This window comes from Streptomyces sp. M41, from assembly GCF_043673425.1.
In the GTDB taxonomy this organism is placed as follows: domain Bacteria; phylum Actinomycetota; class Actinomycetes; order Streptomycetales; family Streptomycetaceae; genus Streptomyces.
Window position 1 is genome coordinate 278,654 of the sequence record NZ_JBIMKE010000003.1, and the last position, 26,105, is coordinate 304,758.

At 70.8% G+C, this 26,105-nt stretch carries 21 protein-coding genes; 13 read left to right on the forward strand and 8 right to left on the reverse strand.

Features of this window, described 5'->3' with window-relative positions; genetic code table 11:
- Positions 1-303 precede the first annotated feature (303 nt).
- Positions 304-657, forward strand: a complete 354-nt coding sequence (locus ACHBTE_RS05775) for a YciI family protein (RefSeq protein ID WP_394722277.1) — start codon at positions 304-306, stop codon at positions 655-657.
- A 303-nt stretch (positions 658-960) separates the two neighbouring features.
- Positions 961-2,175 (forward strand): RNA polymerase sigma factor, encoded by a 1,215-nt coding sequence (locus tag ACHBTE_RS05780; protein WP_394722278.1) that lies wholly within the window; start codon positions 961-963, stop codon positions 2,173-2,175.
- A 199-nt stretch (positions 2,176-2,374) separates the two neighbouring features.
- On the opposite strand, the gene ACHBTE_RS05785 is transcribed toward ACHBTE_RS05780, so the two are convergent.
- On the reverse strand, positions 2,375-3,544 hold the full coding sequence (locus ACHBTE_RS05785; protein ID WP_394722280.1) for a methyltransferase domain-containing protein: 1,170 nt from the start codon (positions 3,542-3,544) through the stop codon (positions 2,375-2,377).
- A 90-nt stretch (positions 3,545-3,634) separates the two neighbouring features.
- Between ACHBTE_RS05785 and ACHBTE_RS05790 the strand changes: the two genes are divergently transcribed.
- The 4 genes from ACHBTE_RS05790 (at position 3,635) to groL (ending at position 7,868) form a co-directional block, all read left to right on the forward strand.
- A complete protein-coding gene (locus ACHBTE_RS05790) occupies positions 3,635-4,705 on the forward strand; it encodes a polysaccharide deacetylase family protein (RefSeq protein WP_394722281.1) in 1,071 nt (356 codons plus the stop codon).
- The gene (locus tag ACHBTE_RS05795) at positions 4,702-5,556 is read left to right on the forward strand and encodes a polysaccharide deacetylase family protein (RefSeq protein ID WP_394722282.1); all 855 of its coding nucleotides are present in this window, start codon (positions 4,702-4,704) and stop codon (positions 5,554-5,556) included. The genes ACHBTE_RS05790 and ACHBTE_RS05795 overlap by 4 nt, the downstream gene beginning before the upstream one ends.
- A gap of 254 nt (positions 5,557-5,810) precedes the next feature.
- Positions 5,811-6,119 carry a co-chaperone GroES gene (gene groES / locus ACHBTE_RS05800; protein WP_013001368.1) on the forward strand — a complete coding sequence of 103 codons (309 nt, stop codon included), beginning with the start codon at positions 5,811-5,813 and terminating at the stop codon, positions 6,117-6,119.
- Positions 6,120-6,242: 123 nt separating this feature from the next.
- Positions 6,243-7,868 (forward strand): chaperonin GroEL, encoded by a 1,626-nt coding sequence (groL, locus tag ACHBTE_RS05805; protein WP_394722283.1) that lies wholly within the window; start codon positions 6,243-6,245, stop codon positions 7,866-7,868.
- A gap of 87 nt (positions 7,869-7,955) precedes the next feature.
- Here groL and ACHBTE_RS05810 read toward each other — a convergent pair whose 3' ends face one another.
- From ACHBTE_RS05810 to ACHBTE_RS05825, 4 genes are all read right to left on the reverse strand, one after another.
- Complete coding sequence (locus tag ACHBTE_RS05810) at positions 7,956-8,648, reverse strand: ester cyclase (protein ID WP_394722284.1); 693 nt, start codon at positions 8,646-8,648, stop codon at positions 7,956-7,958.
- Positions 8,649-9,233: 585 nt separating this feature from the next.
- Positions 9,234-10,007 (reverse strand): SDR family NAD(P)-dependent oxidoreductase, encoded by a 774-nt coding sequence (locus tag ACHBTE_RS05815; RefSeq protein WP_394722285.1) that lies wholly within the window; start codon positions 10,005-10,007, stop codon positions 9,234-9,236.
- Positions 10,008-10,056: 49 nt separating this feature from the next.
- The gene (locus ACHBTE_RS05820) at positions 10,057-11,610 is read right to left on the reverse strand and encodes a multicopper oxidase family protein (protein ID WP_394722286.1); all 1,554 of its coding nucleotides are present in this window, start codon (positions 11,608-11,610) and stop codon (positions 10,057-10,059) included.
- A gap of 229 nt (positions 11,611-11,839) precedes the next feature.
- Positions 11,840-12,508, reverse strand: a complete 669-nt coding sequence (locus ACHBTE_RS05825; protein ID WP_394722288.1) for an MOSC domain-containing protein — start codon at positions 12,506-12,508, stop codon at positions 11,840-11,842.
- Between the two features lie 80 nt (positions 12,509-12,588).
- Here ACHBTE_RS05825 and ACHBTE_RS05830 point away from each other — a divergent pair, with 80 nt between their 5' ends.
- Positions 12,589-13,491: a LysR family transcriptional regulator gene (locus ACHBTE_RS05830; RefSeq protein ID WP_394722289.1), complete on the forward strand. Its 903-nt coding sequence runs from the start codon at positions 12,589-12,591 to the stop codon at positions 13,489-13,491.
- 60 nt (positions 13,492-13,551) lie between these two features.
- Here ACHBTE_RS05830 and ACHBTE_RS05835 read toward each other — a convergent pair whose 3' ends face one another.
- Positions 13,552-13,881 (reverse strand): WhiB family transcriptional regulator, encoded by a 330-nt coding sequence (locus ACHBTE_RS05835; protein ID WP_394722290.1) that lies wholly within the window; start codon positions 13,879-13,881, stop codon positions 13,552-13,554.
- 381 nt (positions 13,882-14,262) lie between these two features.
- On the opposite strand from ACHBTE_RS05835, the gene ACHBTE_RS05840 reads away from it, so the two are divergent.
- The 4 genes from ACHBTE_RS05840 to ACHBTE_RS05855 all read left to right on the forward strand — a co-directional run bounded on the left by ACHBTE_RS05840 (position 14,263) and on the right by ACHBTE_RS05855 (position 18,756).
- Positions 14,263-14,874, forward strand: coding sequence for a response regulator transcription factor (locus tag ACHBTE_RS05840; RefSeq protein ID WP_003948568.1), 612 nt, complete (start codon positions 14,263-14,265; stop codon positions 14,872-14,874).
- A gap of 306 nt (positions 14,875-15,180) precedes the next feature.
- Positions 15,181-15,768 (forward strand): sigma-70 family RNA polymerase sigma factor, encoded by a 588-nt coding sequence (locus tag ACHBTE_RS05845; RefSeq protein ID WP_030946246.1) that lies wholly within the window; start codon positions 15,181-15,183, stop codon positions 15,766-15,768.
- Positions 15,769-16,025: 257 nt separating this feature from the next.
- Positions 16,026-17,528: an IMP dehydrogenase gene (gene guaB, locus ACHBTE_RS05850; protein ID WP_394722291.1), complete on the forward strand. Its 1,503-nt coding sequence runs from the start codon at positions 16,026-16,028 to the stop codon at positions 17,526-17,528.
- 103 nt (positions 17,529-17,631) lie between these two features.
- On the forward strand, positions 17,632-18,756 hold the full coding sequence (locus tag ACHBTE_RS05855; protein ID WP_394722292.1) for a GuaB3 family IMP dehydrogenase-related protein: 1,125 nt from the start codon (positions 17,632-17,634) through the stop codon (positions 18,754-18,756).
- A 539-nt stretch (positions 18,757-19,295) separates the two neighbouring features.
- Here ACHBTE_RS05855 and ACHBTE_RS05860 read toward each other — a convergent pair.
- On the reverse strand, positions 19,296-20,504 hold the full coding sequence (locus ACHBTE_RS05860) for a nucleotide sugar dehydrogenase (RefSeq protein ID WP_394722293.1): 1,209 nt from the start codon (positions 20,502-20,504) through the stop codon (positions 19,296-19,298).
- 262 nt (positions 20,505-20,766) lie between these two features.
- Here ACHBTE_RS05860 and ACHBTE_RS05865 point away from each other — a divergent pair, with 262 nt between their 5' ends.
- Positions 20,767-22,473 carry a glycerol-3-phosphate dehydrogenase/oxidase gene (locus tag ACHBTE_RS05865; protein WP_394722294.1) on the forward strand — a complete coding sequence of 569 codons (1,707 nt, stop codon included), beginning with the start codon at positions 20,767-20,769 and terminating at the stop codon, positions 22,471-22,473.
- A 102-nt stretch (positions 22,474-22,575) separates the two neighbouring features.
- On the opposite strand, the gene ACHBTE_RS05870 is transcribed toward ACHBTE_RS05865, so the two are convergent.
- Positions 22,576-23,658, reverse strand: a complete 1,083-nt coding sequence (locus tag ACHBTE_RS05870; RefSeq protein ID WP_394722295.1) for a serine hydrolase domain-containing protein — start codon at positions 23,656-23,658, stop codon at positions 22,576-22,578.
- 194 nt (positions 23,659-23,852) lie between these two features.
- Between ACHBTE_RS05870 and ACHBTE_RS05875 the strand changes: the two genes are divergently transcribed.
- Positions 23,853-26,045, forward strand: coding sequence for a protein kinase (locus tag ACHBTE_RS05875; RefSeq protein ID WP_394722296.1), 2,193 nt, complete (start codon positions 23,853-23,855; stop codon positions 26,043-26,045).
- The last annotated feature ends 60 nt before the right edge of the window (positions 26,046-26,105 follow it).

The window sequence follows — 26,105 nt, forward strand, 5'->3', positions numbered from 1 at the left end:
CGAAGCGTGGGCGGCTTCGACGATCTGCCGGTGCGCGCTGGGGCAGGCCGCCGCTGACGACCGTACGGCGGCCGGGAGCGGCACCCACAGCGCCGCGAAGGTGATCGGTTGTCGTGTCGAACTCCAGGCGACAGCCGCGACGCGGCCCGGCCCCGCCGTGTCGCCGACGCGGTGACGGGTCGCTGTGCCGAGCGGAGAAGGTCTTCGAAGAAAATCCGGGAAGCGTGTCGATCCGGGGACCTCCCGTTCGACGCAGGGGTGATAGGCCGGGACGGACCCGGTCGCCGATCCTGAGGAGTCACCATGCCGCGCTATCTCTCCCTGATCCGTGTCGACGAGTCGGACGCCGCCAAGGGCCCCAGCCCCGAGTTGATGCAGCGGATGGGCGAGCTGATCGAGGAGATGACCAAGGCCGGCGTCCTGCTCGACACCGCCGGGCTCGCCCCCACCGCCCAGGGCACGCGGGTGCAGTGGTCGGGCGGGCAGCTGTCCGTGACCGACGGGCCGTTCACCGAGGCCAAGGAGGTCGTCGGCGGATACGCGATCTCGCAGTGCAAGGACAAGGCCGAGGCGATCGAGTGGACCAAGCGGTTCCTGAAGATCCACGAGGAGCACTGGACCGTGACCTGCGAGGTGCGGGAGATCATGGAGGGCTGAGCCCCTGCCCGCGCTGCCGGGCGTTCCCGGAGATCGCCGGCTACCCGGCCGGAGCTTCCTTGGCTGTGCGCCCGTACGGGTGTCTGATGGTGGGCTGTGGAACCGCAGCAGCCCCAGCCCACCGCAGCGTCCTCCGAGACCCCTGCGCGCCCCGCGAACCCTGTGACCGAGGCGAGTCGTGCGGGCGATGCGCCCGGCGCGACCGACACGGCCTCCGTGACTGCCGGGGCCGGCGCGGCTGCCGCGACCGCCGAGGGCGGCTCGACAGCATCGGCAGCAGCGACCGTCGAGACCGTCTTTCGCATGGAATCCCCGCGCATCATCGCCGCCGTTGCCCGCACGGTCCGCGACGTCGCTATCGCCGAGGAACTCGCGCAGGACGCGCTGGTCGCCGCGCTGGAGCAGTGGCCCCGCGACGGCGTCCCCGACAACCCCGGGGCCTGGCTGATGGCCACGGCCAGACATCGCGCCGTGGACCTGATCCGGCGCCGCGAGAACTACGCCCGCAAGCTCCAGGAGATCGGCCGCGACCTGGAGACGACGGCACCGCCCGAGGAGCCGTCCGCCCTCCGCGATCCCGACGACATCGACGACGACCTGCTCCGCCTGGTCTTCACCGCCTGCCACCCGATCCTGTCACCCGAGGCCCGCATCGCCCTCACCCTGCGCCTCCTCGGCGGCCTGACGACCCCGGAGATCGCCCGGGCGTTCCTGGTCCCGGAACCGACCGTCGCCCAGCGCATCGTCCGCGCGAAGCGCACGCTCGCCACGAAGAACGTCGCCTTCGAGGTGCCGTACGGCCCCGACCGCGAGGCCCGCCTGGGCTCGGTCCTCGACGTCATCTACCTGATCTTCAACGAGGGTTACGCCGCCACGGCCGGCGACGACTGGCTGCGCCCCGGTCTGTGCGAGGACGCGCTGCGCCTGGCCCGGGTGCTGTCGGCCCTCATGCCGAAGGAGCCGGAGGTGCACGGTCTGACCGCCCTGCTGGAGTTCCAGGCGTCCCGGGCGGCGGCCCGCACCGGCCCGTCCGGCGAACCGGTCCTCCTCGAGGACCAGGACCGCCGCCGCTGGAACCGCATGCTCATCGCGCGCGGCATCAAGGCACTCGGCCGCGCGGACGCCACGGCCACGGGCGCGCCGGGCCCCTACGCCCTCCAGGCGGCCATCGCGGCCTGCCACGCCCACGCCTACACCTACGAGGACACGGACTGGCGGACCATCGCCACCCTGTACGGACTGCTGTCCGTCCGATCCCCGTCCCCCGTGGTCGAGTTGAACCGCGCGGTCGCCGTGTCGATGACCGACGGGCCGCGGGCCGCGCTGGACATCGTCGACGCGATCGCCGCCGAACCCGCGCTGCGGGACTACCACTTGCTGCCGAGCGTGCGCGGCGACCTGCTCGCCCGCCTCGGCCGTACGGAACAGGCGCGGGCGGAGTTCGCGAGGGCGGCGGAGCTGACGCGGAACGAGCGGGAGCGGGAGATGCTGCGGCGCCGGGCGACGGAGACCCGGTGATTCGGGTGGCAGGGTGGCAGGGTGGCTCGGGTGGCTCAGGTGGCGCGGGTGAGACTCGTGGCTCCCGCCGGCCGCGGGTCCGGGTCGGGTGACCCCGGTGGCTCGGGTGACTCGGGTGACTCGGGTGACTCGGTGGCGCGGGTGAGACTCAGGCGGGTCCGGGTCGGGTGACCCCGGTGGTTTGAGTGACGCGGACGGCTCAGGCGGGTCGGCCCACCAGCATCGTCGGTGCCCCCGCCACCCTGGTCAGGAACACGGTCGCCGAGCCCGGCCCCTGCGGCTTGACCTTCTTGCGCAGCTCCTCCGGCTCGACGGCCGACCCCCGCTTCTTCACGGTCAGCGTCCCTACCTCACGCTCACGCAGCAGCGCTTTCAACTTCTTCACGTTGAAGGGCAGTTGATCGGTGATCTCGTACGCCGTCGCATACGGCGTCGGGCGCAGCTCGTCCGCCGTGACGTACGCGATGGTCGGATCGACGAGCCCGCCGTCCAGCCGCTCGGCGACCTCGGCGACCAGGTGCGACCGGATGACGGCGCCGTCGGGCTCGTAGAGATACCGCCCGACCGGCCGGACCGCCGGGTCGGGCAGCCCCCGGGAGAGCAGCGAGCGCGGCCCCGGCAACAGCGTGGCCCGCACGGTACCGGGGTCCGTCCCGAACCACAGCACCGCCTCCTTCACGTCCCCGCCGTCCGAGATCCACTCGGCCTCGGCCTCGTCGGGCACGGCCTCGTGCGGAATGCCCGGCGCGATCTTCAGCGCCGCCCGTGGAGCCTTCCGCGCCGCCTCCACGGCCCAGGACAGCGGCGGTGAGTACGCCTCCGGATCGAACACCCGGCCGCGTCCGCCTCGCCGGGCCGGGTCGACGAACACGGCGTCGTAGCCGCGCGTGTCCACCGCGGTGACATCCGCCTCGCGCACCTCGACCAGATCGGCCAGACCGAGGCTCGCCACGTTCGCCCGCGCCACCGCCGCGGTCACCGGGTCCCGGTCCACCGCCAGCACCCGGATCCCGGCCCGCGCCAGCGCGAGGGCGTCGCCCCCGATCCCGCAGCACAGGTCGGCGACCGAGCCGATCCCCAGCTCCTTCATCCGCCCGGCCCGGTACGCCGCCACGCTCGCCCGCGTCGACTGCTCGACCCCGTTGGGCGTGAAGTACATCCGCCCCGCGTCCGCCGGCCCGAACTTCGCCACCGCCCGCTGCCGCAGCCGCGCCTGTCCGAGCGCGGCCGACACCAGCTCGGCGGGGTGCTCGCGGCGCAGCCTGGTGGCGACGGCGAGTTCGTCGGCCGGGTCGGTGTCCCGCACGGCGTCGAGGAGGGCGGTGCCCTCGGGGGTGAGCAGGGAGGAGAAGGAGGCGAGGTCGTTCACCGGGTCATTGTCGGCCACATGGTTGACGGATCGCCTCCCGCGGCGGTGTCGTCCGGGGATCGGGGTGGGGGCCTGCGAAGATCCCGCTCCATGCGAGTAGTAGTACAAAATGACAAAAGTCGCTCCAATGGGGCGCAGGCTGCTCGTCGTCGTCGGGCGGCGGCGCGGCGCTCGCGACTCCGCGGCGGGCTCGCGGCCCTCGCCGTCGCCGCCATCGCCTCGGGTTGTGCGCCAGCCGGGGGAGCGGGGACCGGGGGAGCCGCGCCGGTGATGGCGTCGCCGGGGGCGGGTTCCGAGTCGCTGCGTCCCGTCGGCGGCCCCACCCCGAGCCGGGAGTTCCGCAAGACGCCACCCTCCGCCGACGATCCGGGTCCGCACACCGGGCGTCCCCACGCCGAGGGTGCCCGGCCCAAGAAGTTCCCGTCCGCCCAGGCCGCCCATGCCGCGCGGGTCGCCGCCGCGCGACGCTGGCGGCTGGCGAGGGTCCCGCTGACGCCCCCGCCGCCCCCTGCCGGAAAGCCGAAGATCACCACCCGCGAGGGCTTCGAGGTGGCCGGACACGACAAGCTCGGCCTCCCGCCGGTCTTCACCACCGTTCCGACCAGGCAGAAGGTCGTCTTTCTCACCATCGACGACGGCGCCGAGAAGGACCCGGCGTTCCTGCGGATGATGAGCGATCTCCAGGTGCCGTACACCGCGTTCCTCAGCAACTACCTGATCAAGGAGAACTACGGCTACTTCAAGCGGATGCAGGACGCCGGCGTGGTCCTGAACAACCACACCCTGAACCACCCCTACCTCCCGGCCCTGTCCTACCTCCGCCAGAAGCGGGAGATCTGCGGCATGCAGGCGGTGATCGAACGGCGCTACGGCAAGCGCCCGGTGCTCTTCCGGCCGCCCTTCGGCAACTACGACCGCAACACCCTGCGCGCCGCGAAGTCCTGCGGGCTCGAGTACGTCCCCCTGTGGAACGAGGAGGTCTTCGTGGACCGCTGGGACTACCGCGAGTGGGACCGGAAGATCCGCCCGGGCGACATCGTCCTCACGCATTTCCGGGGCCGGGACGACTGGAAGGGCACAATGCCCGACATGATCCGCCGATTCCTGAACAAGGTGACGGCTGAGGGATACGCGGTGGCCCGACTCGAGGACTACCTGTGAGGTCCAGGTCCGTGCGGGCCCTGACGGCGGCTGTGGCGGTGGCTGTGGCCGTGGCTGTGGCGGCCGTCCTGCTCGCCGGGTGCGACCGGCCGGCCGCGACCGTCGGACCCGGCGGCGGAGTGCCGGGGCGCGAGGCGGCGCAGGAGGCGCGCTCGGCGAAGGGGCCGACGCCCACGGCGCAACCGTACCGCCGCTGGGGCCTCACCGCTCCGCTCCCCGCGCCGCCGTCCCCACCCGCGCGGCGGCACCTGCCCGCCGGGGACGGTCCGCTGCCGGTCGTGGACCGCGTCCCCACCCGCGACAAGGTCGTCTTCCTCACCTACGACGACGGCGCCGAGAAGGACCCCCGCTTCGTCGACCTGGTCCGTGAACTACGGCTGCCGGTCAGCATGTTCCTCACCGACAGCGTGGTCGGCCCCGGCTACGGTCACTTCGCACGCCTGCGCTCGGTGGGCGCGTCGATGCAGAACCACACCCTCGACCACGCCGCCCTGCGCGGTCTGCCCTACGCCGGCCAGCGCGCCGAGATCTGCGGCCAGCAGAACAAGCTCCGTGCCCGCTTCGGCATCCGCCCGCACCTCTTCCGCCCGCCCTACGGCACGTACGACACCGTCACACTCCGCGCGGCGGCCGACTGTGGAGTGCGCGCCGTGGTGCTGTGGCGAGCGGCGATGGAGGGCGACGGCGAACTCACCTACGCACAGGGCCCGCGCCGCCTGCGCCCAGGCGACATCGTCTCCGTCCCCTCGGGCGAACCGACCGGCATGACCCTGCGCGACCGCACCACCCGACTGCTGCGCGAGATCCAGAGACGAGGGCTGACGGTGGGCCGCCTGGAGGACTACGTCTGACGGGACCCGCGTACGGCAGCCCCCGGACCGAGCCACATGGGACCGGTGGTGGGGCCGAATGCGGCGCCGCGCCGTGGGGAATTAGCAGTCCGCTTGACCGAGTGCTAATCGCGGTCATAGTCTCGGGTCTGGCACTCCCCACTGGAGAGTGCCAACTACGCGACGGGCAGGTCCGGCACCCGCGACGACGGATCCACCTGGTCGCCACCTCAGACAGTTAACCCCGTGAGATCTCCGAAGGGGGAGGTCGGATCGTGACGACCACCAGCTCCAAGGTTGCCATCAAGCCGCTCGAGGACCGCATTGTGGTCCAGCCGCTCGACGCCGAGCAGACCACCGCCTCTGGCCTGGTCATCCCGGACACCGCGAAGGAGAAGCCCCAGGAGGGCGTCATCCTCGCTGTGGGCCCGGGCCGCTTCGAGAACGGCGAGCGCCTTCCGCTCGACGTGAAGGTCGGCGACATCGTGCTGTACAGCAAGTACGGCGGCACCGAGGTGAAGTACAACGGCGAGGAGTACCTCGTCCTCTCGTCCCGCGACGTGCTCGCGGTCATCGAGAAGTAAGACCACCTCGAGCATTTTGCTTCCAGCTGCGCCCCTGGCCCCCGCGACCACATAAGAAGCCGGGCGCCCGGGGCGCAGTGTTTTTTTCGAGAACCCACAGATTTCGAGAGGGCTCCCGCTGTCATGGCGAAGATCCTGAAGTTCGACGAGGACGCCCGTCGCGCCCTCGAGCGCGGCGTCAACAAGCTGGCCGACACGGTCAAGGTGACGATCGGCCCCAAGGGCCGCAACGTCGTCATCGACAAGAAGTTCGGCGCGCCCACCATCACCAACGACGGTGTCACCATCGCCCGCGAGGTCGAGGTCGAGGACCCGTACGAGAACCTCGGCGCCCAGCTGGTGAAGGAGGTGGCGACCAAGACCAACGACATCGCGGGTGACGGTACGACCACCGCCACCGTGCTCGCCCAGGCGCTCGTGCGCGAGGGCCTGAAGAACGTCGCCGCCGGTGCCTCCCCGGCCCTGCTGAAGAAGGGCATCGACGCGGCCGTCGCCGCCGTCTCCGAGGACCTGCTCGCGACCGCGCGCCCGATCGACGAGAAGTCCGACATCGCCGCCGTGGCCGCGCTGTCCGCCCAGGACCAGCAGGTCGGCGAGCTCATCGCCGAGGCGATGGACAAGGTCGGCAAGGACGGTGTCATCACCGTCGAGGAGTCCAACACCTTCGGTCTGGAGCTGGACTTCACCGAGGGCATGGCCTTCGACAAGGGCTACCTGTCGCCGTACTTCGTGACGGACCAGGAGCGCATGGAGGCCGTCCTGGAGGACCCCTACATCCTCATCAACCAGGGCAAGATCTCCTCCATCCAGGACCTGCTGCCGCTGCTGGAGAAGGTCATCCAGGCCGGCTCCTCCAAGCCGCTGCTGATCATCGCCGAGGACGTCGAGGGCGAGGCCCTGTCGACCCTGGTCGTCAACAAGATCCGCGGCACCTTCAACGCGGTCGCGGTCAAGGCCCCCGGCTTCGGTGACCGTCGCAAGGCGATGCTCCAGGACATGGCGGTCCTCACCGGCGCCACGGTCATCTCCGAGGAGGTCGGCCTCAAGCTCGACCAGGCCGGCCTGGACGTGCTGGGCTCCGCCCGCCGCATCACGGTCACCAAGGACGACACGACCATCGTCGACGGCGCCGGCAAGTCCGACGACGTCCAGGGCCGTGTCGCCCAGATCAAGGCCGAGATCGAGAACACCGACTCCGACTGGGACCGCGAGAAGCTCCAGGAGCGCCTCGCGAAGCTGGCCGGCGGCGTGTGCGTGATCAAGGTCGGCGCCGCCACCGAGGTGGAGCTGAAGGAGAAGAAGCACCGTCTGGAGGACGCCATCTCCGCGACCCGCGCCGCGGTCGAGGAGGGCATCGTCTCCGGTGGTGGCTCCGCGCTGGTCCACGCCGTCAAGGTCCTCGAGGGCAACCTCGACAAGACCGGCGACGAGGCCACGGGTGTCGCGGTCGTCCGCCGCGCCGCCGTCGAGCCGCTGCGCTGGATCGCCGAGAACGCCGGTCTCGAGGGCTACGTCATCGTCTCCAAGGTGGCCGAGCTCGAGAAGGGCAACGGCTACAACGCCGCCACCGGTGAGTACGGCGACCTGGTGAAGGCCGGCGTCATCGACCCGGTCAAGGTCACCCGCTCCGCCCTGGAGAACGCCGCCTCCATCGCCTCCCTGCTTCTCACGACCGAGACCCTGGTCGTCGAGAAGAAGGAAGAGGAGGAGCCGGCTGCCGCGGGCCATGGCCACGGCCACGCCCACTGAGCCAGGCCACCGCGCCCAGCAGCTCGTAGCGAGAAGGCCCCGCTTCCGCACTCAGGTGCGAAAGCGGGGCCTTCCCCTTCGCGGGCGTCATTCACCGAGTACCCCGAGTTGCTCCAACAGCCCCGCCCGGTCGTAGAGCCAGTGGCTCTCGCAGATCCGGCCCTCCCGGAACCGCTGCCAGGTCATGCCCCGCATGGTCACCTCCTGCCCGGTCGCCGGAATCCCCAGATACTCCCCCTTGTGCCGGGCGACCCACGTCCAGCGGGTGCACACCTGGTCGTCCTGGGCCAGCTGGTCGTCGATCCGGAAGGTGAAGTCGAAGGCGGCACGCCAGTCGGCGTACTGCTCGCGCACCCCCGCCACGCCCCGCACGGGCCGCGGATACGAGGGATCGTCGTCCACGTAGTCGTCGGTGAGATGCTCGCCGATCCGCTCCGGCGCCATCCTGCCCATCGCCTCGAAGAAGGCCCGCGCGGCCAGCACGTTCAGCTGCTCGTCGCGTACCACGTCCAGATCGGTGAACGTGGGCCTCTCGTCACAGAGCGCCACCATCTCCTCGAAGATCCGGCCCGTCTCGGGCAGGTCCGAGTTGCGCATGGCCTCCTCGTACGACGGAAACTCCACGATCTCGATGAAGTGCGCGGAGTCCGACCGGTCCTTCCCGATGATGTCGTGCGTCGCCGTCCGCTTTCCCCTGGTCTGCTCGACCCACCTGTCCATCAGCCGGTTCATCTCGTCGAAGCGACTGGTCCTGCAGTCGATGAGCTGCACGAAGGTCATGTCGTCATCGCCTCCCGGGTGCGTGGGCGCGGCTGGACAGCACCATTCTCGCCACTGGGACGGCCCGTCGCCTGTTTGCCGGTGCGGTCTCGTGAGGCCATGCGCTCACGGCGGGGGACCACTCCGTCCAGGCGGCGGCGACACCGACGTGTCCGCCACCGGGAACGACGAGCGGATCGTGCTATCGCCGGCGGCGCGCTCGTCGTACCGGGAGCATGTGCGTCGTATCGCGTCGCCGCCGGAGCAGCCCCGGACGATGGGGGTCGGCGCCGACGACCCGCGTACGCCTGGTGACGGGCGGCGGCATGGGCGACCCGGCCCCCGCGTGCGCCTGCTCATGGGCGGTGGCGCGGCGGGCAAGACGGCGCTGCGGGCCTCGCCCCACCATCCATCCCCGGCTCGGCGGGCGTCCGCATCGCCGCCGCCACCTCCGCTCCCGCCAGGCCGACGACTGACCGCCGCCCTGAACGGCGGAGGCTGGGCGCACACACTGCCGCCCTGCTCAGAAACGCGCCCGACACGGCCCCGCTCGTCGGGCCGAGGCCCACGTGCTGAGGAAAGCCTGCCGACGCGCCCTCGACGCGCCTACTGCGGCCCGTACTTCCGCCCCGTCCGCGAGGTGATCCCCCCGAGCACCGCACGCGGCATCACCTTCACCACCCCCATCAACGCCTTGTACCGGGGGTCCGGGATCGACAACGACTTTCCCTTCGCCAGATCCCCGAGCGCCGCCGCCACCAGCTTGTCCGCGTCCAGCCACATCCACCCCGGGATGTTGTCCGTCCCCATCCCGGCCCGCGCATGGAACTCGGTCCGCACGAACCCCGGACACAGCGCCATCAACCGCACCCCGCTCCCGGCCAGGTCCCGCGCCGCCCCCTGCGTGAACTGCACGACCCACGCCTTGGACGCGCCGTACGTCCCGCGCGGCACGAACGCGGCGACCGACGCGACGTTGACCACGCCCCCGCGCCCCCGCTCCCGCATCGCCTCCGTCGCCGCCGACGTCAGACGCAGTACCGCCTCGCAGTGCACCTTGAGCATCGTCAGCTCGTCGGCCATGGGGACCTCGAGGTAGCGGCCCTTGTTGCCGAAGCCGGCGTTGTTGATCAGCAGGTCGACGGGGTTCTTGCGGTCGCCCAGGCGGGCGGTGACGGTCTCGATGCCCTTGTCCTCCGCCAGGTCGGCCGTCAGCACCTCCGCCTCGATGCCGTGCCGGTCGTGCAACTCGGTCGCCTGCTCCCGCAGCCGCTTGGTGTCCCGGGCCACCAGGACCAGGTCATGCCCGTCAGCCGCCAGCCGCCGCGCGAACGCGGCGCCGATGCCCGCGGTCGATCCCGTAATCAATGCCGTTGTCATGGCGCAAGATTAGTGACCCGGACTGAGAGCTTCCGCTCCCTCTCGGCCGTCAGCCGCGCAGGTGGTCCAAGTGAGCGCCGTGCTCGCGGCCCGAGTGAGCCGACGGCGGTGCCTTGGTCCGCTGCCCTTTCCCCATCCCCCTTTCCACCACCACGAACTGACCCATCATCCCTTCGTCCTCGTGATACAGCAGATGACAGTGGTACATGTACGGCGTGTGGGGATCGGCCGGTCCGGTGAAGCGCAGCGCCAGCCTCATGGTCGTCCCGTTCGGCAGGAACACCGTGTCCTTCGGCCCGCGCAAGGCCGGCGGCGGTGCCTCGCCGTTCACCTCCAGCACACGGAACTGCACGTCGTGCACATGGAAGTTGTGCGGCATGCCGTTGCTGTTGCGGACCGTCCACACCTCCGTCGTCCCGCGCGTGACCGTCTCGTCGACGCGCCCCATGTCCATCGCCCGCCCGTTGATCCCCGACCGCTTCAGATCGAAGTGTCTTCCCCGCACCGCGTCGCCGCCGTCGGGTGTCTCCAACTCGCCCAGCTCGGCGGGTATGCGGGGCGAGGGCCGCAGCTCATCGGCCGCCCTCAGCTCCAGGACGTCGAAGGAGTCGTCGCCCCCACCGAACCGCCGCTGCCAGGCGTCCCCGTAGTTGTCCTGCGGGAAGCTGCGCAGCATCACACGCTCACCCGCCCGTATCCGTACGGCGATCTCGGCGCGCTCTCCCGGCGACAGCTGCACCCGGTCCATGGACTCGGGCCGTTCCAGCAGTCCTCCGTCCGTCGCCAGCAGCGAGAAGGCACGGTCGTCCGGGAAGCCGAAGGAGTAGGTCCGGGCCGTCGACGCGTTGAGCAGCCGCAGACGTATGAGCTCGTCGCCGACCTCCCGGTACGGACGCAGCGTGCCGTTGACCATGGTCCGGTCGCCCAGGAAACCGACGTTCTGCATGATTCTGCGGCCGTCGTCGAGCTCCGCGCCGTCGAAGCGCACGTCCTGCACGATGACGGGCAGGTCGTCGATGCCGTACCGCTTCGGCAGGGCGAGCTGCTTGGACTTCTCGTCGTCCAGGATGAACATGCCGGCCAGCCCCCGCCGCACATGTCGTTCCGTCGCGCCGTGCGGATGCGGGTGGTACCAGAGCGTCGCGGCCGGCTGGTCCACGGTCCAGTGGGGAGTCCAGGTGTCGCCGGGCGCGATCATCTGGTGGGGGCCGCCGTCCATCCGTGCGGGCAGATGCATGCCGTGCCAGTGCACGCCGGACGCTTCCTTGATGCCGTTCGTTATCCGCACGCGTACCTTCTCGCCACGGGCTGCGCGGAGCGTCGGGCCGAGATAGGAGCCGTTGAAGCCCCAGGTCGGGGTCTTCGTCCCGTCCTTGAACTCCGTCTCACCCGCGCGCATGCGCAGATCGAAGACGCGGGTGCCGTCCTTGTCCACGGACGACTGGGCCAGGGGCGGTATCACCAGTGCGTTGTCGAACCGTTCCTTGCCGACCGTGCTGACGTCGGCGCCGGTCCACAGCCAGGTGAGCAGACCACCGACCGCCGCCACGAGGACCGTGACGACGCAACCGAGAACGATGAGGACGCGCCTGAAGCGAGACATGCTTCGAGCGTCCTTGATCGGCACCCGCCGGACATCCGGGTCGTCCCCCGCCCCACCCCGAGCCAACCCCCGCCGCACTTACGGGGTTTACCCCTAGGAGCCGTGCGGCGCCTGCGCCTCCGGTAGCCGATCGGCCCCCGACCGACCACGGGCCGCACCCTTGACGATCTCGCCGAGCGCCGCCGACACCGGACGCCCCGTCAGCCCCGTGCCACAAGCTCCCGCACCGTCAGCTCCCGTACTTCTCCACATACTTACGAGCCGTCTCCATCCACTCCGGATGCAGCGCCTCACCCGCCTCCAGCAACCGCGGCAGCAGCTTCCGCTCCACCGTGACCGCCCGGAACTGAAGGGCGACGGTCACTTCGTGATCCGGGCGATGGACGACCTCTATCGCGTCCCCCGCCCGGATCTCCCCGGGCTCGATCACCCGCAGGTACGCACCCGGCGCCCCCTTCGCCGTGAACCGCTTCACCCACTGCTTCTCGCCCACGTGCCCCTGGAAGGTGGCACAGGGGATCCGCCCGGATGTGACCTCCAGCACCACCTCGGGTCCGACCCGCCACCGCTCGCCGATCAGCGCACCGGAGACATCCAGGCCCTCCGTCGTGAGGTTCTCGCCGAAGTGGCCGTTGGCCAGCGGCCGACCGAGCTCGCGCTCCCAGTCGTCGAGGTCCTCCCGCGCCACCGCGTACACGGCCTGGTCGTCGCCGCCGTGATAGCGGGTGCTGCACACATCGTCCCCGGCCACCCCGCTCGCCCCGATCCCCTTGGGCCCGGGAGCCGCCACCCGCACCGGCCCCTCGGCCGGCCGTTTGTCGATCCCGGTCATGCCCTCCGGGTGGTCCGTGTACGGAACGAACGTCCGGCGGCCCAGGTTCACAGACAGAAGCTTCATGGCCGCACGGTAGGCGACCGCTAGTCAAAGCGTCCACGCGATATTCGGCACGTCGCCCAAGGGTCGCTTATGCTCGGCATGTGATCGAGGCCCGTCATCTCCGTGTGCTGCGTGCCGTCGCCGCCACCGGTTCCTTCTCCGCGGCGGGGCGCGAACTGGGCTGCACCCAACCCGCCGTCAGCCAGCAGATGAAGGCTCTGGAGACGTCCGTGGGCACGCCCCTGCTGGTCCGCAGCGGGCGCGAGATGCGGCTGACCCAGGCCGGCGAGGCGCTGGTGCGGCATGCCGCCGGGATCCTGGCGGGGCTCACCGCGGCCGAGGAGGAGGTCGCCGCCATCGCCGGGCTGCGAGCCGGACGCGTCCGCCTCGTCTCCTTCCCCAGCGGCAGCTCCACCCTCGTCCCGACCGCCCTCGCCGCCCTGCGCGCCGCGCACCCCGGCACCCGGGTCTCCCTGGAGGAGGCCGAGCCGCCGCGGTCCGTCGAGATGCTGCGCGAGGGCGACTGCGACCTCTCCCTCGCCTTCCGGTACGAGGGGGCCACGGGCGCACCGGAAGGAGAGTGGGACGACCTCGTCGTACGCCCGCTGCTCAACGATCGCCTCGTCGCCCTCGTGCCCGAGCGGCACCGGCTCGCACGCACGCGTGCCGTCGCCATCGAGGACCTCGCGGCCGAGTCGTGGATCGCCGGATGTCCTCGCTGCCGCGGTCAGTTGGTCGAGGTGTGCGAGGGCGCCGGTTTCACGCCCCGTATCGACTTCGCCACCGACGACTACCCGGCGGTCGTCGGCCTGGTCGGCGCCGGCCTGGGCGTGGCCGTCCTGCCTCAGCTCGCGGTCGAGTCCGTACGTCCGCGGGGGGCGCGCATGGTGACGCTGGAGCCGGCGGTGCGGCGGGAGATCGTCGGCCTCACGCTGCCCGACCTGGCACAGGTGCCGGCGGTGGCGGCCACGCTCGATCAGCTGGCGCGCGCCGCGACGCGCTAGAGAGCCCACGGCGAAAACGAAGGGCACGCGTGCGCGTGCCCTCCTCGCAGAAACGTTCCTTCAGCTGTTCGAGGCGCTCTCCCCGCTGGTCGTCGAAGCCGACACCAGCCGGTTGCGCGCCCGCCCCATGAGCTCCTCACGCTCGTCCTCGGTCAAGCCGCCCCAGACGCCGTACGGTTCGCGCACCGCCAGCGCGTGCGCCGCGCACTGCGCGCGTACCGGGCACCTCATGCAGACCTCCTTGGCCGAGTTCTCACGAGCGCTCCGAGCCGCACCGCGCTCGCCCTCCGGATGAAAGAAGAGCGAGCTGTCCACCCCGCGACAGGCAGCCAGCAGCTGCCAGTCCCACAGGTCCGCGTTCGGTCCGGGAAGGCGGGAGAAATCTGCCATTGCGTGACCCCTTGTAGCCGTTCTGGGCGGATACGGTGTCCACGACCGTACATCTACGATCTAAGGAGATGAAAATATGACTCATTGCGAATCTAGCTCCAAACGCCAACAAACGGGAAGAAAAAGGGCTGAATGGGGCATGGGATGTGATGAAACGTTGTGGGTACGCCGTGCATGTCTGCCCCGTGTCCACCCCCTCACGTAGAGTGCCGAAGTTGGCACACGGCCCCGTAACTCTTTCGAGTGACCGTCGTTGAGAGGGCGGAGGCGGTTGAAAGAACAAGCGCTCGGGCAGGTGTCCGAGACGGTCGACCGCACAGGTGACGATTTCGTACCAGCCTGGAGGCTCAAGGTGACGTGCATCAGCTGCGGAGGGCGGCCATGACATCCGTCCTCGTCTGCGACGACTCCCCGCTTGCCCGAGAGGCGCTCCGCCGCGCGGTCGCGACCGTGCCCGGCGTCGAGCGCGTGACGACGGCGGCCAACGGCGAGGAAGTCCTCCGCCGCTGGGGCGCCGACCGCTCGGACCTGATCCTGATGGACGTACGCATGCCCGGTCTGGGCGGCGTCGAGACCGTGCGGCGGCTGCTGTCCGCCGACCCCGGTGCGCGCATCATCATGCTCACCGTCGCCGAGGACCTGGACGGCGTGGCCCTCGCGGTCGCCGCCGGTGCCCGCGGCTATCTGCACAAGGACGCCTCGCGCGCGGAACTGCGCGCCACGGTGACGCAGGCCCTGGCCGACCCGACCTGGCGGCTGGCCCCGCGTCGACTGCGCTCCGCGGAGATGGGCGCCGCGCCCACGCTCACCGCGCGTGAGATCCAGGTGCTCGAGGGGATGAGCCACGGTCGTTCCAACGCGGAGATCGGGCGTGAGCTGTTCCTGTCCGAGGACACCGTGAAGACGCATGCCCGCCGGTTGTTCAAGAAGCTGGGTGCTTCGGACCGGGCGCATGCCGTGGCTCTCGGCTTCCGGTGGGGTCTGGTTCGATAACCGCCGCACCGAGGGTGCCGCATCGTGTCGTATGGCGGCTGCGGGTGCTTCGTGGCTGGTCGCGCAGTTCCCCGCGCCCCTGAAGGGGCGCGGGAGCCAGGTCGGCCAATCAGCTGTGGTTGGTGCCCGCTGCTCGTTTCGCGGCGGATGCCGCATCCTTGAGATGTGGAGTCTCTCGGGGACGAGTCGGTCGAGCGGAAGGGGAGGGCGCAGGGGATGAGTTCCGGCGCACCTGCTCATAACGCTTCGGTGCACAACATCGGGCGCGATGCCATGGACGGTAAGGCCGCAAGGCACCATGGACCGATGCGCGACGACGAGGCGGCCAAAGCCGCAGGGGCGATCGGTGCACTCGTCCATCGCGCCGTGGACGGGGACGAGCAGGCCACGCACGATCTGCTCGCGCATGTCCACCCGCTGGCGCTGCGCTATTGCCGCACCCGGCTGTCCCGCCTCCCGGGTGACGCCCGCCACTTCGTCGAGGACCTCGCCCAGGAGGTCTGCGTCGCCGTCCTGCTCGCGCTGCCGCGCTACAAGGACACCGGCCGTCCCTTCGAGGCGTTCGTCTTCGCCATCGCCGCGCACAAGGTCGCGGACCTCCAGCGGGCGGCGATGCGGCACCCGGGTTCCACGGCCGTCCCCTCGGACGAGATGCCCGAGCGCCCGGACGACTCACTGGGCCCGGAGGAGCGCGCGCTGCTGAGCAGCGACGCCGAATGGGCCAAGAAGCTGCTGGCCAACCTGCCCGAGAACCAGCGGGAGCTGCTGCTGCTGAGGATCGCGGTGGGGTTGACCGCGGAAGAGACGGGCCAGATGTTGGGAATGTCACCCGGCGCGGTGCGGGTGGCCCAGCACAGGGCGCTCAGTCGGCTGCGCGCCCTGGCCGAACAGTAGAAAGCGATCTTCCCGCCGCGCCGGTGACCGGCCGCCAGGCCGTAGCCGCAGAGGCCGTACAGGCCGTACACCGGCGGTGCCGAGCCCCTCGCGGATCCGCCGTGGCTCCTCACGCGCCGACCTCATCTGAACAGGCGGGCCGACGGTTCCGTACGAACATACGAAGCCCACAGAGGCCCAGAACCGTGGAATGAGACAGCCATGCTTCCCGTTAGCATGGACATCCGCACCGATCAAGGCCATTTGGGGAAGGTGTCATGACTGCCAACGTCGACGGAGTGCCCGAGAAATTCGCGACACTCGGGCTGACCTACGACGACGTGCTGCTGCTGCCGGGCGCATCCGAGGTGCTCCCCAACGCGGTCGACACCTCGTCCCGCATCTCCCGCAACGTCCGGGTGAACATCCCCCTGCTCTCGGCCGCGATGGACAAGGTCACCGAGTCCCGCATGGCGATCGCCATGGCCCGTCAGGGCGGCGTCGGTGTGCTCCACCGCAACCTCTCCGTCGAGGACCAGGTCAACCAGGTCGACCTGGTCAAGCGCTCCGAGTCCGGCATGGTCACCGACCCGATCACGGTGAACCCGGACGCCACGCTCGCCGAGGCCGACGCGCTGTGCGCCAAGTTCCGCATCAGCGGTGTCCCGGTCACCGACGGAGCCGGCAAACTGCTCGGCATCGTCACCAACCGCGACATGGCCTTCGAGAGCGACCGCTCCCGTCGGGTGCGTGAGGTCATGACCCCGATGCCGCTGGTCACCGGGCACGTGGGGATCTCCGGTGTGGAGGCCATGGAGCTGCTGCGCCGCCACAAGATCGAGAAGCTTCCCCTGGTCGACGACGGGGGCATCCTCAAGGGCCTCATCACCGTCAAGGACTTCGTCAAGGCCGAGCAGTACCCCAACGCGGCCAAGGACGCGGAGGGCCGTCTGATCGTCGGCGCCGCCGTGGGCGCCAGCCCCGAGGCCCTGGAGCGGGCCCAGGCGCTCGCCGAGGCCGGTGTGGACTTCCTGGTCGTCGACACCTCGCACGGCCACAACAGCAACGCGCTCAGCTGGATGTCGAAGATCAAGTCCAGCGTCGGCGTCGATGTGATCGGCGGCAACGTCGCCACCCGCGACGGCGCCCAAGCGCTGATCGACGCCGGCGTGGACGGCATCAAGGTGGGCGTCGGCCCCGGCTCCATCTGCACCACCCGCGTAGTCGCCGGCATCGGTGTCCCGCAGGTCACGGCCATCTACGAGGCGTCCCTCGCGGCCCGCGCCGCAGGCGTCCCGCTGATCGGCGACGGCGGCCTCCAGTACTCCGGCGACATCGGCAAGGCCCTCGCCGCCGGCGCCGACACCGTGATGCTGGGCAGCCTCCTCGCGGGCTGTGAGGAGTCCCCGGGCGAGCTCCAGTTCATCAACGGCAAGCAGTTCAAGTCGTACCGCGGCATGGGATCGCTGGGTGCCATGCAGTCCCGCGGCCAGGGCCGGTCGTACTCGAAGGACCGCTACTTCCAGGCCGAGGTCGCCGCCGACGACAAGCTCGTGCCCGAGGGCATCGAGGGCCAGGTGCCCTACCGCGGCCCGCTCGCCAACGTGCTGCACCAGCTCGTCGGCGGTCTGCGCCAGACCATGGGCTACGTGGGGGCCGCCACCATCGAGGAGATGGAGTCCAAGGGCCGCTTCGTCCGCATCACGTCGGCCGGTCTCAAGGAGAGCCACCCGCACGACATCCAGATGACGGTCGAGGCGCCGAACTACAGCCGTAAGTAGTCGCCAGGTCCCGAGGGCGGCCCCGGAACCTCCGGGGCCGCCCTCGTCGTGCCCGTCGGCGATACTGGAAGACGCTGAAACGCATCAGGGAAAGGCCACAGACGTGACTGAGATCGAGATCGGGCGCGGCAAGCGCGGCCGCCGGGCGTACGCCTTCGACGACATCGCCGTCGTCCCGAGCCGTCGTACGCGGGACCCGAAGGAGGTCTCGATCGCCTGGCAGATCGACGCCTACCGCTTCGAGCTGCCCTTCCTGGCCGCCCCCATGGACTCGGTCGTCTCCCCGGCCACCGCGATCCGTATCGGCGAGCTCGGCGGCCTCGGCGTGCTGAACCTCGAGGGGCTGTGGACGCGCTACGAGGACCCGCAGCCGCTGCTGGACGAGATCGTCGGCCTGGACGCCGAGAGGGCGACCCGTCGCCTCCAGGAGATCTACGCCGCTCCCATCAAGGAGGAGCTGATCGGGCAGCGCATCAAGGAGGTGCGCGACTCGGGCGTGGTCACCGCGGCAGCGCTCTCCCCGCAGCGCACGGCCCAGTTCTCCAAGGCGGTCGTCGACGCGGGCGTGGACATCTTCGTCATCCGCGGCACGACGGTCTCCGCGGAGCACGTCTCGTCCTCGCACGAGCCGCTGAACCTGAAGCAGTTCATCTACGAACTCGACGTCCCGGTGATCGTCGGCGGCTGCGCCACCTACACCGCGGCGCTGCACCTGATGCGCACCGGCGCGGCGGGCGTCCTGGTCGGCTTCGGCGGCGGTGCCGCGCACACCACCCGCAACGTGCTGGGCATCCGCGTCCCGATGGCCACGGCGGTCGCGGACGTGGCGGCGGCCCGCCGTGACTACATGGACGAGTCCGGCGGCCGGTACGTCCACGTGATCGCGGACGGCGGCGTCGGCTGGTCCGGTGACCTCCCCAAGGCCATCGCCTGCGGCGCCGACGCCGTGATGATGGGCTCCCCGCTCGCGCGCGCCACCGACGCGCCGGGCCAGGGCAACCACTGGGGCATGGAGGCCGTGAACGAGGAACTGCCGCGCGGCATGAAGGTGAACCTCGGCACGGTCGGCACGGTCGAGGAGGTCCTCACCGGCCCCTCGCACACCCCCGACGGCTCCATGAACTTCTTCGGCGCCCTGCGCCGGGCCATGGCCACCACCGGCTACAGCGAGCTCAAGGAGTTCCAGCGGGTCGAGGTGACGGTGGCGGACTCGCAGCACATGCGGTAGTCCGTACGGCGTGATGGGGGCCGGTCGCCTGTGAGGCGGCCGGCTCCTTTCGCGTGCCGTGGGCGCCCCGCGGGGCGTGTGGCGTGGCGCGGGGGCGCGCGGTTGCACTCGGGCCGGATACGGCCTGGTCAGCCCGGCCGAGAGCGATGACGTCCGTGTCGGCGCCCCGGGTTGCTGGAGCGCCCCCTTCCAAGGACCTGGTCCGGACCCCGCCCTCGGGGCCCGGCCCGATTCCGACGGACCGTCCACCGGGCTGCTGGGCGGTGCGTGGAAGGGGGCGCCGATGGGTCGCCACCGCAAGCCCACCCGCTGGGACCGGATCCGTCTGTGGATGGAGAAGTGCCGCAGGAGGTGGGTCTTGCGTCTTTTCGGATGGTGAGCGGCCGCCCCCACAGCAACTAGGGGCGGACACTCCGTGATCCATCCAGGAGCCTGCCGCAGTAGCCGCTGCGGTGGGCTCCATCTGTCTCCGTAAGGTACCGGCGCCGTGCCCCGCATGCCACCAGCCCCGGGTGCCCTCCGCGCTCACGCGCCCCTCTTCACAACCTGTGCGCCGCCCCCGTGGGCGCGGCTCCCCGCGTGTCCAGCAACAGCTGGGCCTTCACCGACAGCCCTTGCAGGTCGTACGTCCGGTGCTGCTGGAGCAGGATGGTCAGGTCGGCGTCCGCCACCGCCTCGTACAGCGCGTCCGCGCGCGGTACCGGCCGGTCCAGGACACTCCAGGACGGGACATAGGGGTCGTGGTAGCTGATGGAGGCGCCCAGCTGAAGGAGGCGGACCGCGACCTCCTCGGCGGGCGTGGACTGAAGGTCGGCGAGGTCGGGCTTGTAGGTGACGCCGAGGAGGAGGACGCGGGCGCCGCGGGCGGACTTGCCGTGCTCGTTGAGGAGGGTGGCGGCGCGCTGGATGACGTAGCGGGGCATCTGGCCGTTGACCTGCTGGGCCAGTTCGACCATGCGCAGGGTGCGGCCGGCGGACCCGGTGAGGTCCTGCGGCGCGGCATGACCGCCGACGCCGGGGCCCGGACGGAAGGCGTGGAAGCCGAACGGCTTGGTCTCCGCGCAGCGGATGACGTCCCACAGGTCGACGCCCAAGTCGTGGCACAGGACGGCCATTTCGTTGACGAGGGCGACGTTGACGTGCCGGAAGTTGATCTCCAGGACCTGCACGGTCTCCGCCTCGCGCAGGCCACGCGCGCGTACCACCTTGTCGGTGAGCCGGCCGTAGAACGCGGCGGCCGACTCGGTGCATGCGGGCGTGAGGCCCCCGATCACCTTGGGGGTGTTGGTGGGCGTGAAGTCGCGGTTGCCGGGGTCGACGCGGCTGGGGGAGTAGGCCAGGTGGAAGTCGCGCCCGGCGCGCAGCCCGGAGCCCTCTTCGAGGATTGGGAGCAGGACGTTCTCGGTGGTGCCGGGCGGGACCGGGGACTCCAGGATGACGGTGGTGTGCGGGCGCAGCTGTGCGGCCAGGGCGCGGGCAGCCGCTTCGACCTGGCCGAGGTCGAGCCCGCCGTCGGCGCCGCGCGGGGTGGGCGGGCAGATGACGGCGGTGCGGACCCGGCCGAGCTCGGCGGGGCTGGTGGCGTGCCGGAAGCCCCCCGAGAGCATCCGGCGCAGCTCGGCTGGGCTGAGGGAGCCGGCGTCGGGCCCGGTCCGGTAACCGAGCGTGGCGATGCCGGCGGCGACTGCGGCCTTGGCCAGCGGCAGGCCGTACGGGCCCAGTCCGATGACGGCGAGATCTGCGGGCATGGCGTGGGCCGTCCTTCCCAGTAACCGAAGCGGAGCAGGTGCGCAAGCCCTGTGGACAGAACGAGGGAGCGCAATGTCAGACTAGGAGTAAATATGACCGATTTGCGGGATTGGATGATCGCGTTTCCCGGAGTGTTGTCCACAGGCTGGGGGCGAGTAGTGGCTGAAGTCGGGCAACCCGGTCAGAATTTTGGGCAGGGGTGGTAGCAACCGGGCTTCGCCCGACGGGTGCGGCCTACGCGACCGATGAGCGGGAGGCAGCGTGAGGACAGCGACACTGGGGCCGGCGGAGCGCGCCGAATCACTCGCCGCCATGGCCGAGCGCGAGCTGGACCTACTGGTCGTGGGCGCCGGCGTCGTGGGCGCCGGTACCGCCCTCGACGCGGTGACCCGCGGACTGTCCACCGGCCTGGTCGAGGCCCGTGACTGGGCGTCGGGCACGTCCAGCAGGTCCAGCAAGCTGATCCACGGCGGACTGCGCTATCTGGAGATGCTCGACTTCGCGCTCGTCCGGGAGGCATTGAAGGAGCGCGGTCTGCTGCTGGAGCGGCTCGCCCCGCACCTGGTCAAGCCGGTGCCGTTCCTGTACCCGTTGCAGCACAAGGGCTGGGAGCGTCTGTACGCCGGCTCGGGAGTCGCGCTCTACGACGCCATGTCGATGGCCCGAGGCCATGGCCGCGGCCTGCCCATGCACCGGCACCTGAGCCGCGGTCACGCCCTACGCGTGGCCCCCGCCCTGAAGAAGGACGCACTGGTCGGCGCCCTTCAGTACTACGACGCGCAGATGGACGACGCCCGCTATGTGGCCACCCTCGTGCGGACGGCGGCGGCCTACGGCGCGCAGGTGGCCAACCGCGCGCGCGTGACCGGTTTCCTGCGCGAGGGCGAGCGTGTCGTCGGCGCCCGGGTGCAGGACGTCGAGGGGGGCGGGGAGTACGAGATCCGCGCGAAGCAGATCGTCAACGCGACCGGGGTGTGGACCGACGACACCCAGTCCATGGTGGGAGAGCGCGGACAGTTCCATGTACGCGCTTCCAAGGGCATCCACCTCGTCGTGCCCAAGGACCGCATCCACTCCTCGACCGGGCTCATCCTGCGCACCGAGAAGTCCGTGCTGTTCGTCATCCCCTGGGGCCGGCACTGGATCGTCGGCACCACGGACACCGACTGGGACCTCGACAAGGCCCACCCGGCAGCGTCCAGCGCGGACATCGACTACCTGCTGGAACATGTGAACTCGGTGCTCGCGGTGCCACTGACCCGGGACGACGTCGAGGGCGTCTACGCGGGCCTTCGGCCGCTGCTCGCCGGGGAGTCGGACGCCACCAGCAAGCTGTCGCGCGAGCACACCGTGGCGCACCCCGTACCCGGTCTCGTCGTCGTCGCCGGAGGCAAGTACACGACGTACCGGGTCATGGCCAAGGACGCGGTGGACGCGGCGGTGCACGGGCTCGACATGCGCGTCGCCGAGTGCGTGACGGAAGACGTCCCGCTCCTGGGCGCCGAGGGCTACCGGGCACTGTGGAACGCGCGAGCGCGCATCGCCGCCCGGACGGGCCTTCATGTGGTGCGCGTGGAGCATCTGTTGAACCGGTACGGGGCGCTGGCCGAGGAGGTGCTGGAGCTCATCGCCGCCGATCCCGCCCTGGGCGAACCCTTGCAGTCCGCCGACGACTATCTGCGCGCCGAGATCGTCTACGCCGCCTCGCACGAGGGGGCAAGGCACCTGGACGACGTGCTGACCCGGCGAACACGCATCTCCATCGAGACGTTCGACCGCGGCACGCGGTGCGCACGCGACGCGGCCGAGCTGATGGCGCCGGTGCTGGGCTGGGACAAGGACCACATCGAGCGCGAGGTCGAGCACTACCGGAAGCGGGTGGAGGCCGAACGGGAGTCGCAGCGACAGCCGGACGACCTGACGGCGGACGCGGCGCGCTTGGGAGCGCCGGACATCGTGCCGTTGTGACCTCCGTTGTCCTCCCCGGCCACGCCGCCTGGCAGAACGTCACTCAGAGCGTCACCCGAACGAGTGGCGGATGACGGGATCGCACCTCCCGCCTCGACCGTTCTACAAGGAGCGAGGGCAGAACTCGGCAGCGAGCAACCGGGGTTCGAGGCCGAGGTCTGCGATCGCCGTCGTGTTCACCCGGAAAGTGAGGACGCGACGTCCGCCGACGGTGGCCGCGGAGCGCACGTAGCTGCCGGCGATGCGCCCGTTGTGCCCCCATACGACGGTGCCGCAGGGCAACTTCGAGGGGAAGAGTCCCATGCCGTACGAGCCATGCGCGGCACGGGTGTCGAGCATCTCGCGCAGCCGGTGCGGGGGCAGCAGCCGGCCGCCGAGCAGCGCGGCGTAGAAGCGGTCGAGGTCGGCGAGCGTGGTCACCAGCTCGCCGGCCGCGCCGGCCACCCGTGGGTCGAGTTCGGTGACATCGGTCCCGTCGGAGGTGTAGGCGCGGCCGTGCGGTGCGGGAAGCGAGGTGCGTGAGCCAGGGAAGGAGGTGCCGGTCAGACCCAGCGGAGCAATGATGCGGCGTTCGGCTTCGGCGGCGTAGGAGCGGCCGGTGACCCGCTCGATGACGAGGCCGAGCAGGACGTAGTTGGTGTTCGAGTAGACATGGCTGCCATGGGCGGCAGGAGGGTGGGTGAGCGCGATGCGAACGGCCTGAAGCGGTGTCACAGGGACGATGCCCCGGGTCCGGGCGGTGAAGTCGTACAGGCCGCTGGTGTGGGTCAGCAGGGAACGAAGGGTCAGCGCGCGCCCGTCGTTGCCCGCCCCGCGCACCAGACCCGGCAGGTGCTGCTCCACGGTGTCGGACAGGGACAGTCGTCGCTCGGTGGCCAGTTGCAGCACGACCGTCGCGATGAAGGTCTTGGTGATGCTGCCGGCGCGGAAGTGGTCGGCACCGGAGACGCCCTCGCCGGCTTGGGCGTATCGGGTGCCGGTCTCGTCGCGGGCCAGCAGCGCCGCGGCCGGGGCCTTGCCCCGGGTGACGAGCAGCGGCAGCAGCGCACCCGTCGCCCGTACCGGAGGTGCCGGTGACGCGGCCGGTGCCAGAGAGAGGAGCGAGGCGGAGACCAGAGCGAGGAGGGCCAGGCACACAGGAACGCCCACCAGTGCCCTGAACAGCGGCGTGGCCGGTTGTGCCATGCGGGTTCCTTCCCTTGTCGCGGCCCATCATGCCGGGTAGCGGAATCTGTGATTCAGCGGGGCTTGGGCGTGTCGCGGCCGGGAGGCCGCTCCCGTGCGGTGGTGTGGTGGGGCGACGGGCACCCGGGGCGTCGGGCACTTGTCGGGTGAGAGACAATGGAGGCTCTGTCAGGGCGGGTTGTATGAGGGGACGCATGTCGGAGGCGGAGCGGGCGGGGACATCCCGTCAGGACACTCGTCAGGACGACCGCGAGCGTCTCCTCGCGGATCGGTACCGGCTGGGCGCCGTGCTCGGCCGAGGCGGCATGGGCACGGTGTGGCGGGCCGAGGACGAGACCCTCGGGCGGACGGTCGCCGTCAAGGAGCTGCGGTTCCCGTCGAACATCGACGAGGAGGAGAAGCGGCGGCTGATCACGCGCACCTTGCGTGAGGCCAAGGCGATCGCACGGATCCGCAACAACAGCGCGGTGACGGTCTTCGACGTCGTCGAGGAGGACGACCGGCCGTGGATCGTGATGGAGCTCGTCGAGGGCAAGTCGCTCGCCGAGGTCATCCGGGAGGACGGCCTGCTGGAGCCCAAGCGGGCGGCCGAGGTCGGTCTGGCCATCCTCGACGTGCTGCGGTCCGCGCACCGAGAGGGCATCCTGCACCGTGATGTGAAGCCGTCGAACGTCCTGCTGGAGTCCGACACCGACCGGGTCGTGCTCACCGACTTCGGCATCGCCCAGGTCGAGGGCGACCCGTCCATCACCTCGACCGGCATGCTCGTCGGCGCGCCCTCCTACATCTCCCCGGAGCGGGCCCGCGGCCACAAGCCGGGCCCCGCGGCCGACCTCTGGTCGCTGGGCGGGCTGTTGTACGCGTCGGTGGAGGGTGTGCCGCCGTACGACAAGGGCTCCGCGATCGCCACGCTCACGGCGGTGATGACCGAGCCGTTGGAGGAGCCGAAGAACGCGGGGCCGTTGAGGGACGTCATCTACGGCCTGCTGACCAAGGACCCGGCCAAGCGGCTCGACGACGCCGGGGCGCGGGTGCTGCTCAACGATGTCATTCACGCGCCCGAGCCGAAGGACGAGCCGGACCTCGGTCTGGACGCGACGACGGTCGTGCCGTTGCCGCCGCAGCCCGACAGGGGCGGAGACAAGGGGCGTTCGGGTTCCGGCGCCGGGTCCGGGGCCGGGAGCAAGCGGGGCGAGGAGGCTGCCGAGCGGTTGCGTGGCGCGCTGCGTTCCGTGCGCAAGGCCGCGGTGAGCGCGGGGGCGGCCGGGACCGCGGGGCGCACCAAGTCCGGGGGTGACACGGCCCTTTCGGGGGCCGAGGCGCCAGGCCGTGACGGGGCGGGCGGTGCGTCGACCGGTACTTCGACCAGTGGGGCGACCGGTGGGGTGTCCGCCAAGGGGGGCGGGAGCGAGGCGTCGGCTGTGGCCGGGGGCTCGGGTCGGCCTTCCGGCGCCGGCTCCGAATCGGCCGGGGGCTCTGCTGCCGATGCCGTTGCTGCTCGTGCCGGGGCGAATGCCGGTGAGCCGGAGGGCAAGGCGGGCAACGGCGCGAGTGCCGCGAGCAGTTCCGGGTGGCCCGTGGTGCCGCCGCCGGATCTGCCGGCTCGTCCCGTGCCGAGGGCGCCTCTCACGGATGTGGTGTCGAAGCGGACGCTGGCGATCATCGCGGTGGTCGTGGTGCTCGCCGTGATCGGCGTCGTGCTGGCCCTCGCGTTGGGGGGCGGCGCAGGGTCGAAGGCGTCGTCGAAGGGCGATGGGGGCAAGGCTGCCACCGGCGCGAGCGCGAGTGCCGAGACCAAGAAGGACAAGAAGGGCGGCGCCCGTACGGACGAGGCGGGGTCCGGGTCCGGCAAGGGCGGGGCGGACACCGGTTCCGGGGAGACCGAGCGGGACCAGAGTGCCGGGGCCGACGCGACCGGCGGCAGTGGTGCCGGTGCCGGATCCGAGGGCGACAGCGGCGATACGGCGACCCACAAGGGGAGCCAGGGGTACTCGATCGGGTTGCCCGACGGGTGGAAGTTCCAGTCCACGGGGTCGGCGGGGGACCGGTTCACCGGGCCCGAGGGGCAGAAGCTGCTCATCGCCTGGACGACCACGCCGAAGGGCGACCCGGTGGCGGACTGGAAGGACCAGGAGCAGTACATGCGTCGATCGCAGTACAAGCCGATCCGCATAGAGGCGGTGGACTACCGAGGCTGGAACACGGCGGACTGGGAGTTCACCTATGTCGAGGGCGGGACGAAGTACCGGACGATCGACCGTGGGTTCGTCGTGCACGACGATCTCGGATACGCGCTGATGTACACGGCGAAGGATGCCGAGTGGGACAGCGATCTGCGCAAGAGCACGTGGAAGACGCTGAGGGACACCTTCGAGCCGAAGTCGTGAAGTGAGCGGCTTCCAGGTCGGGGGCGTGAGGGCCGGCTTCGAGCCGTGAGATACGGCAAC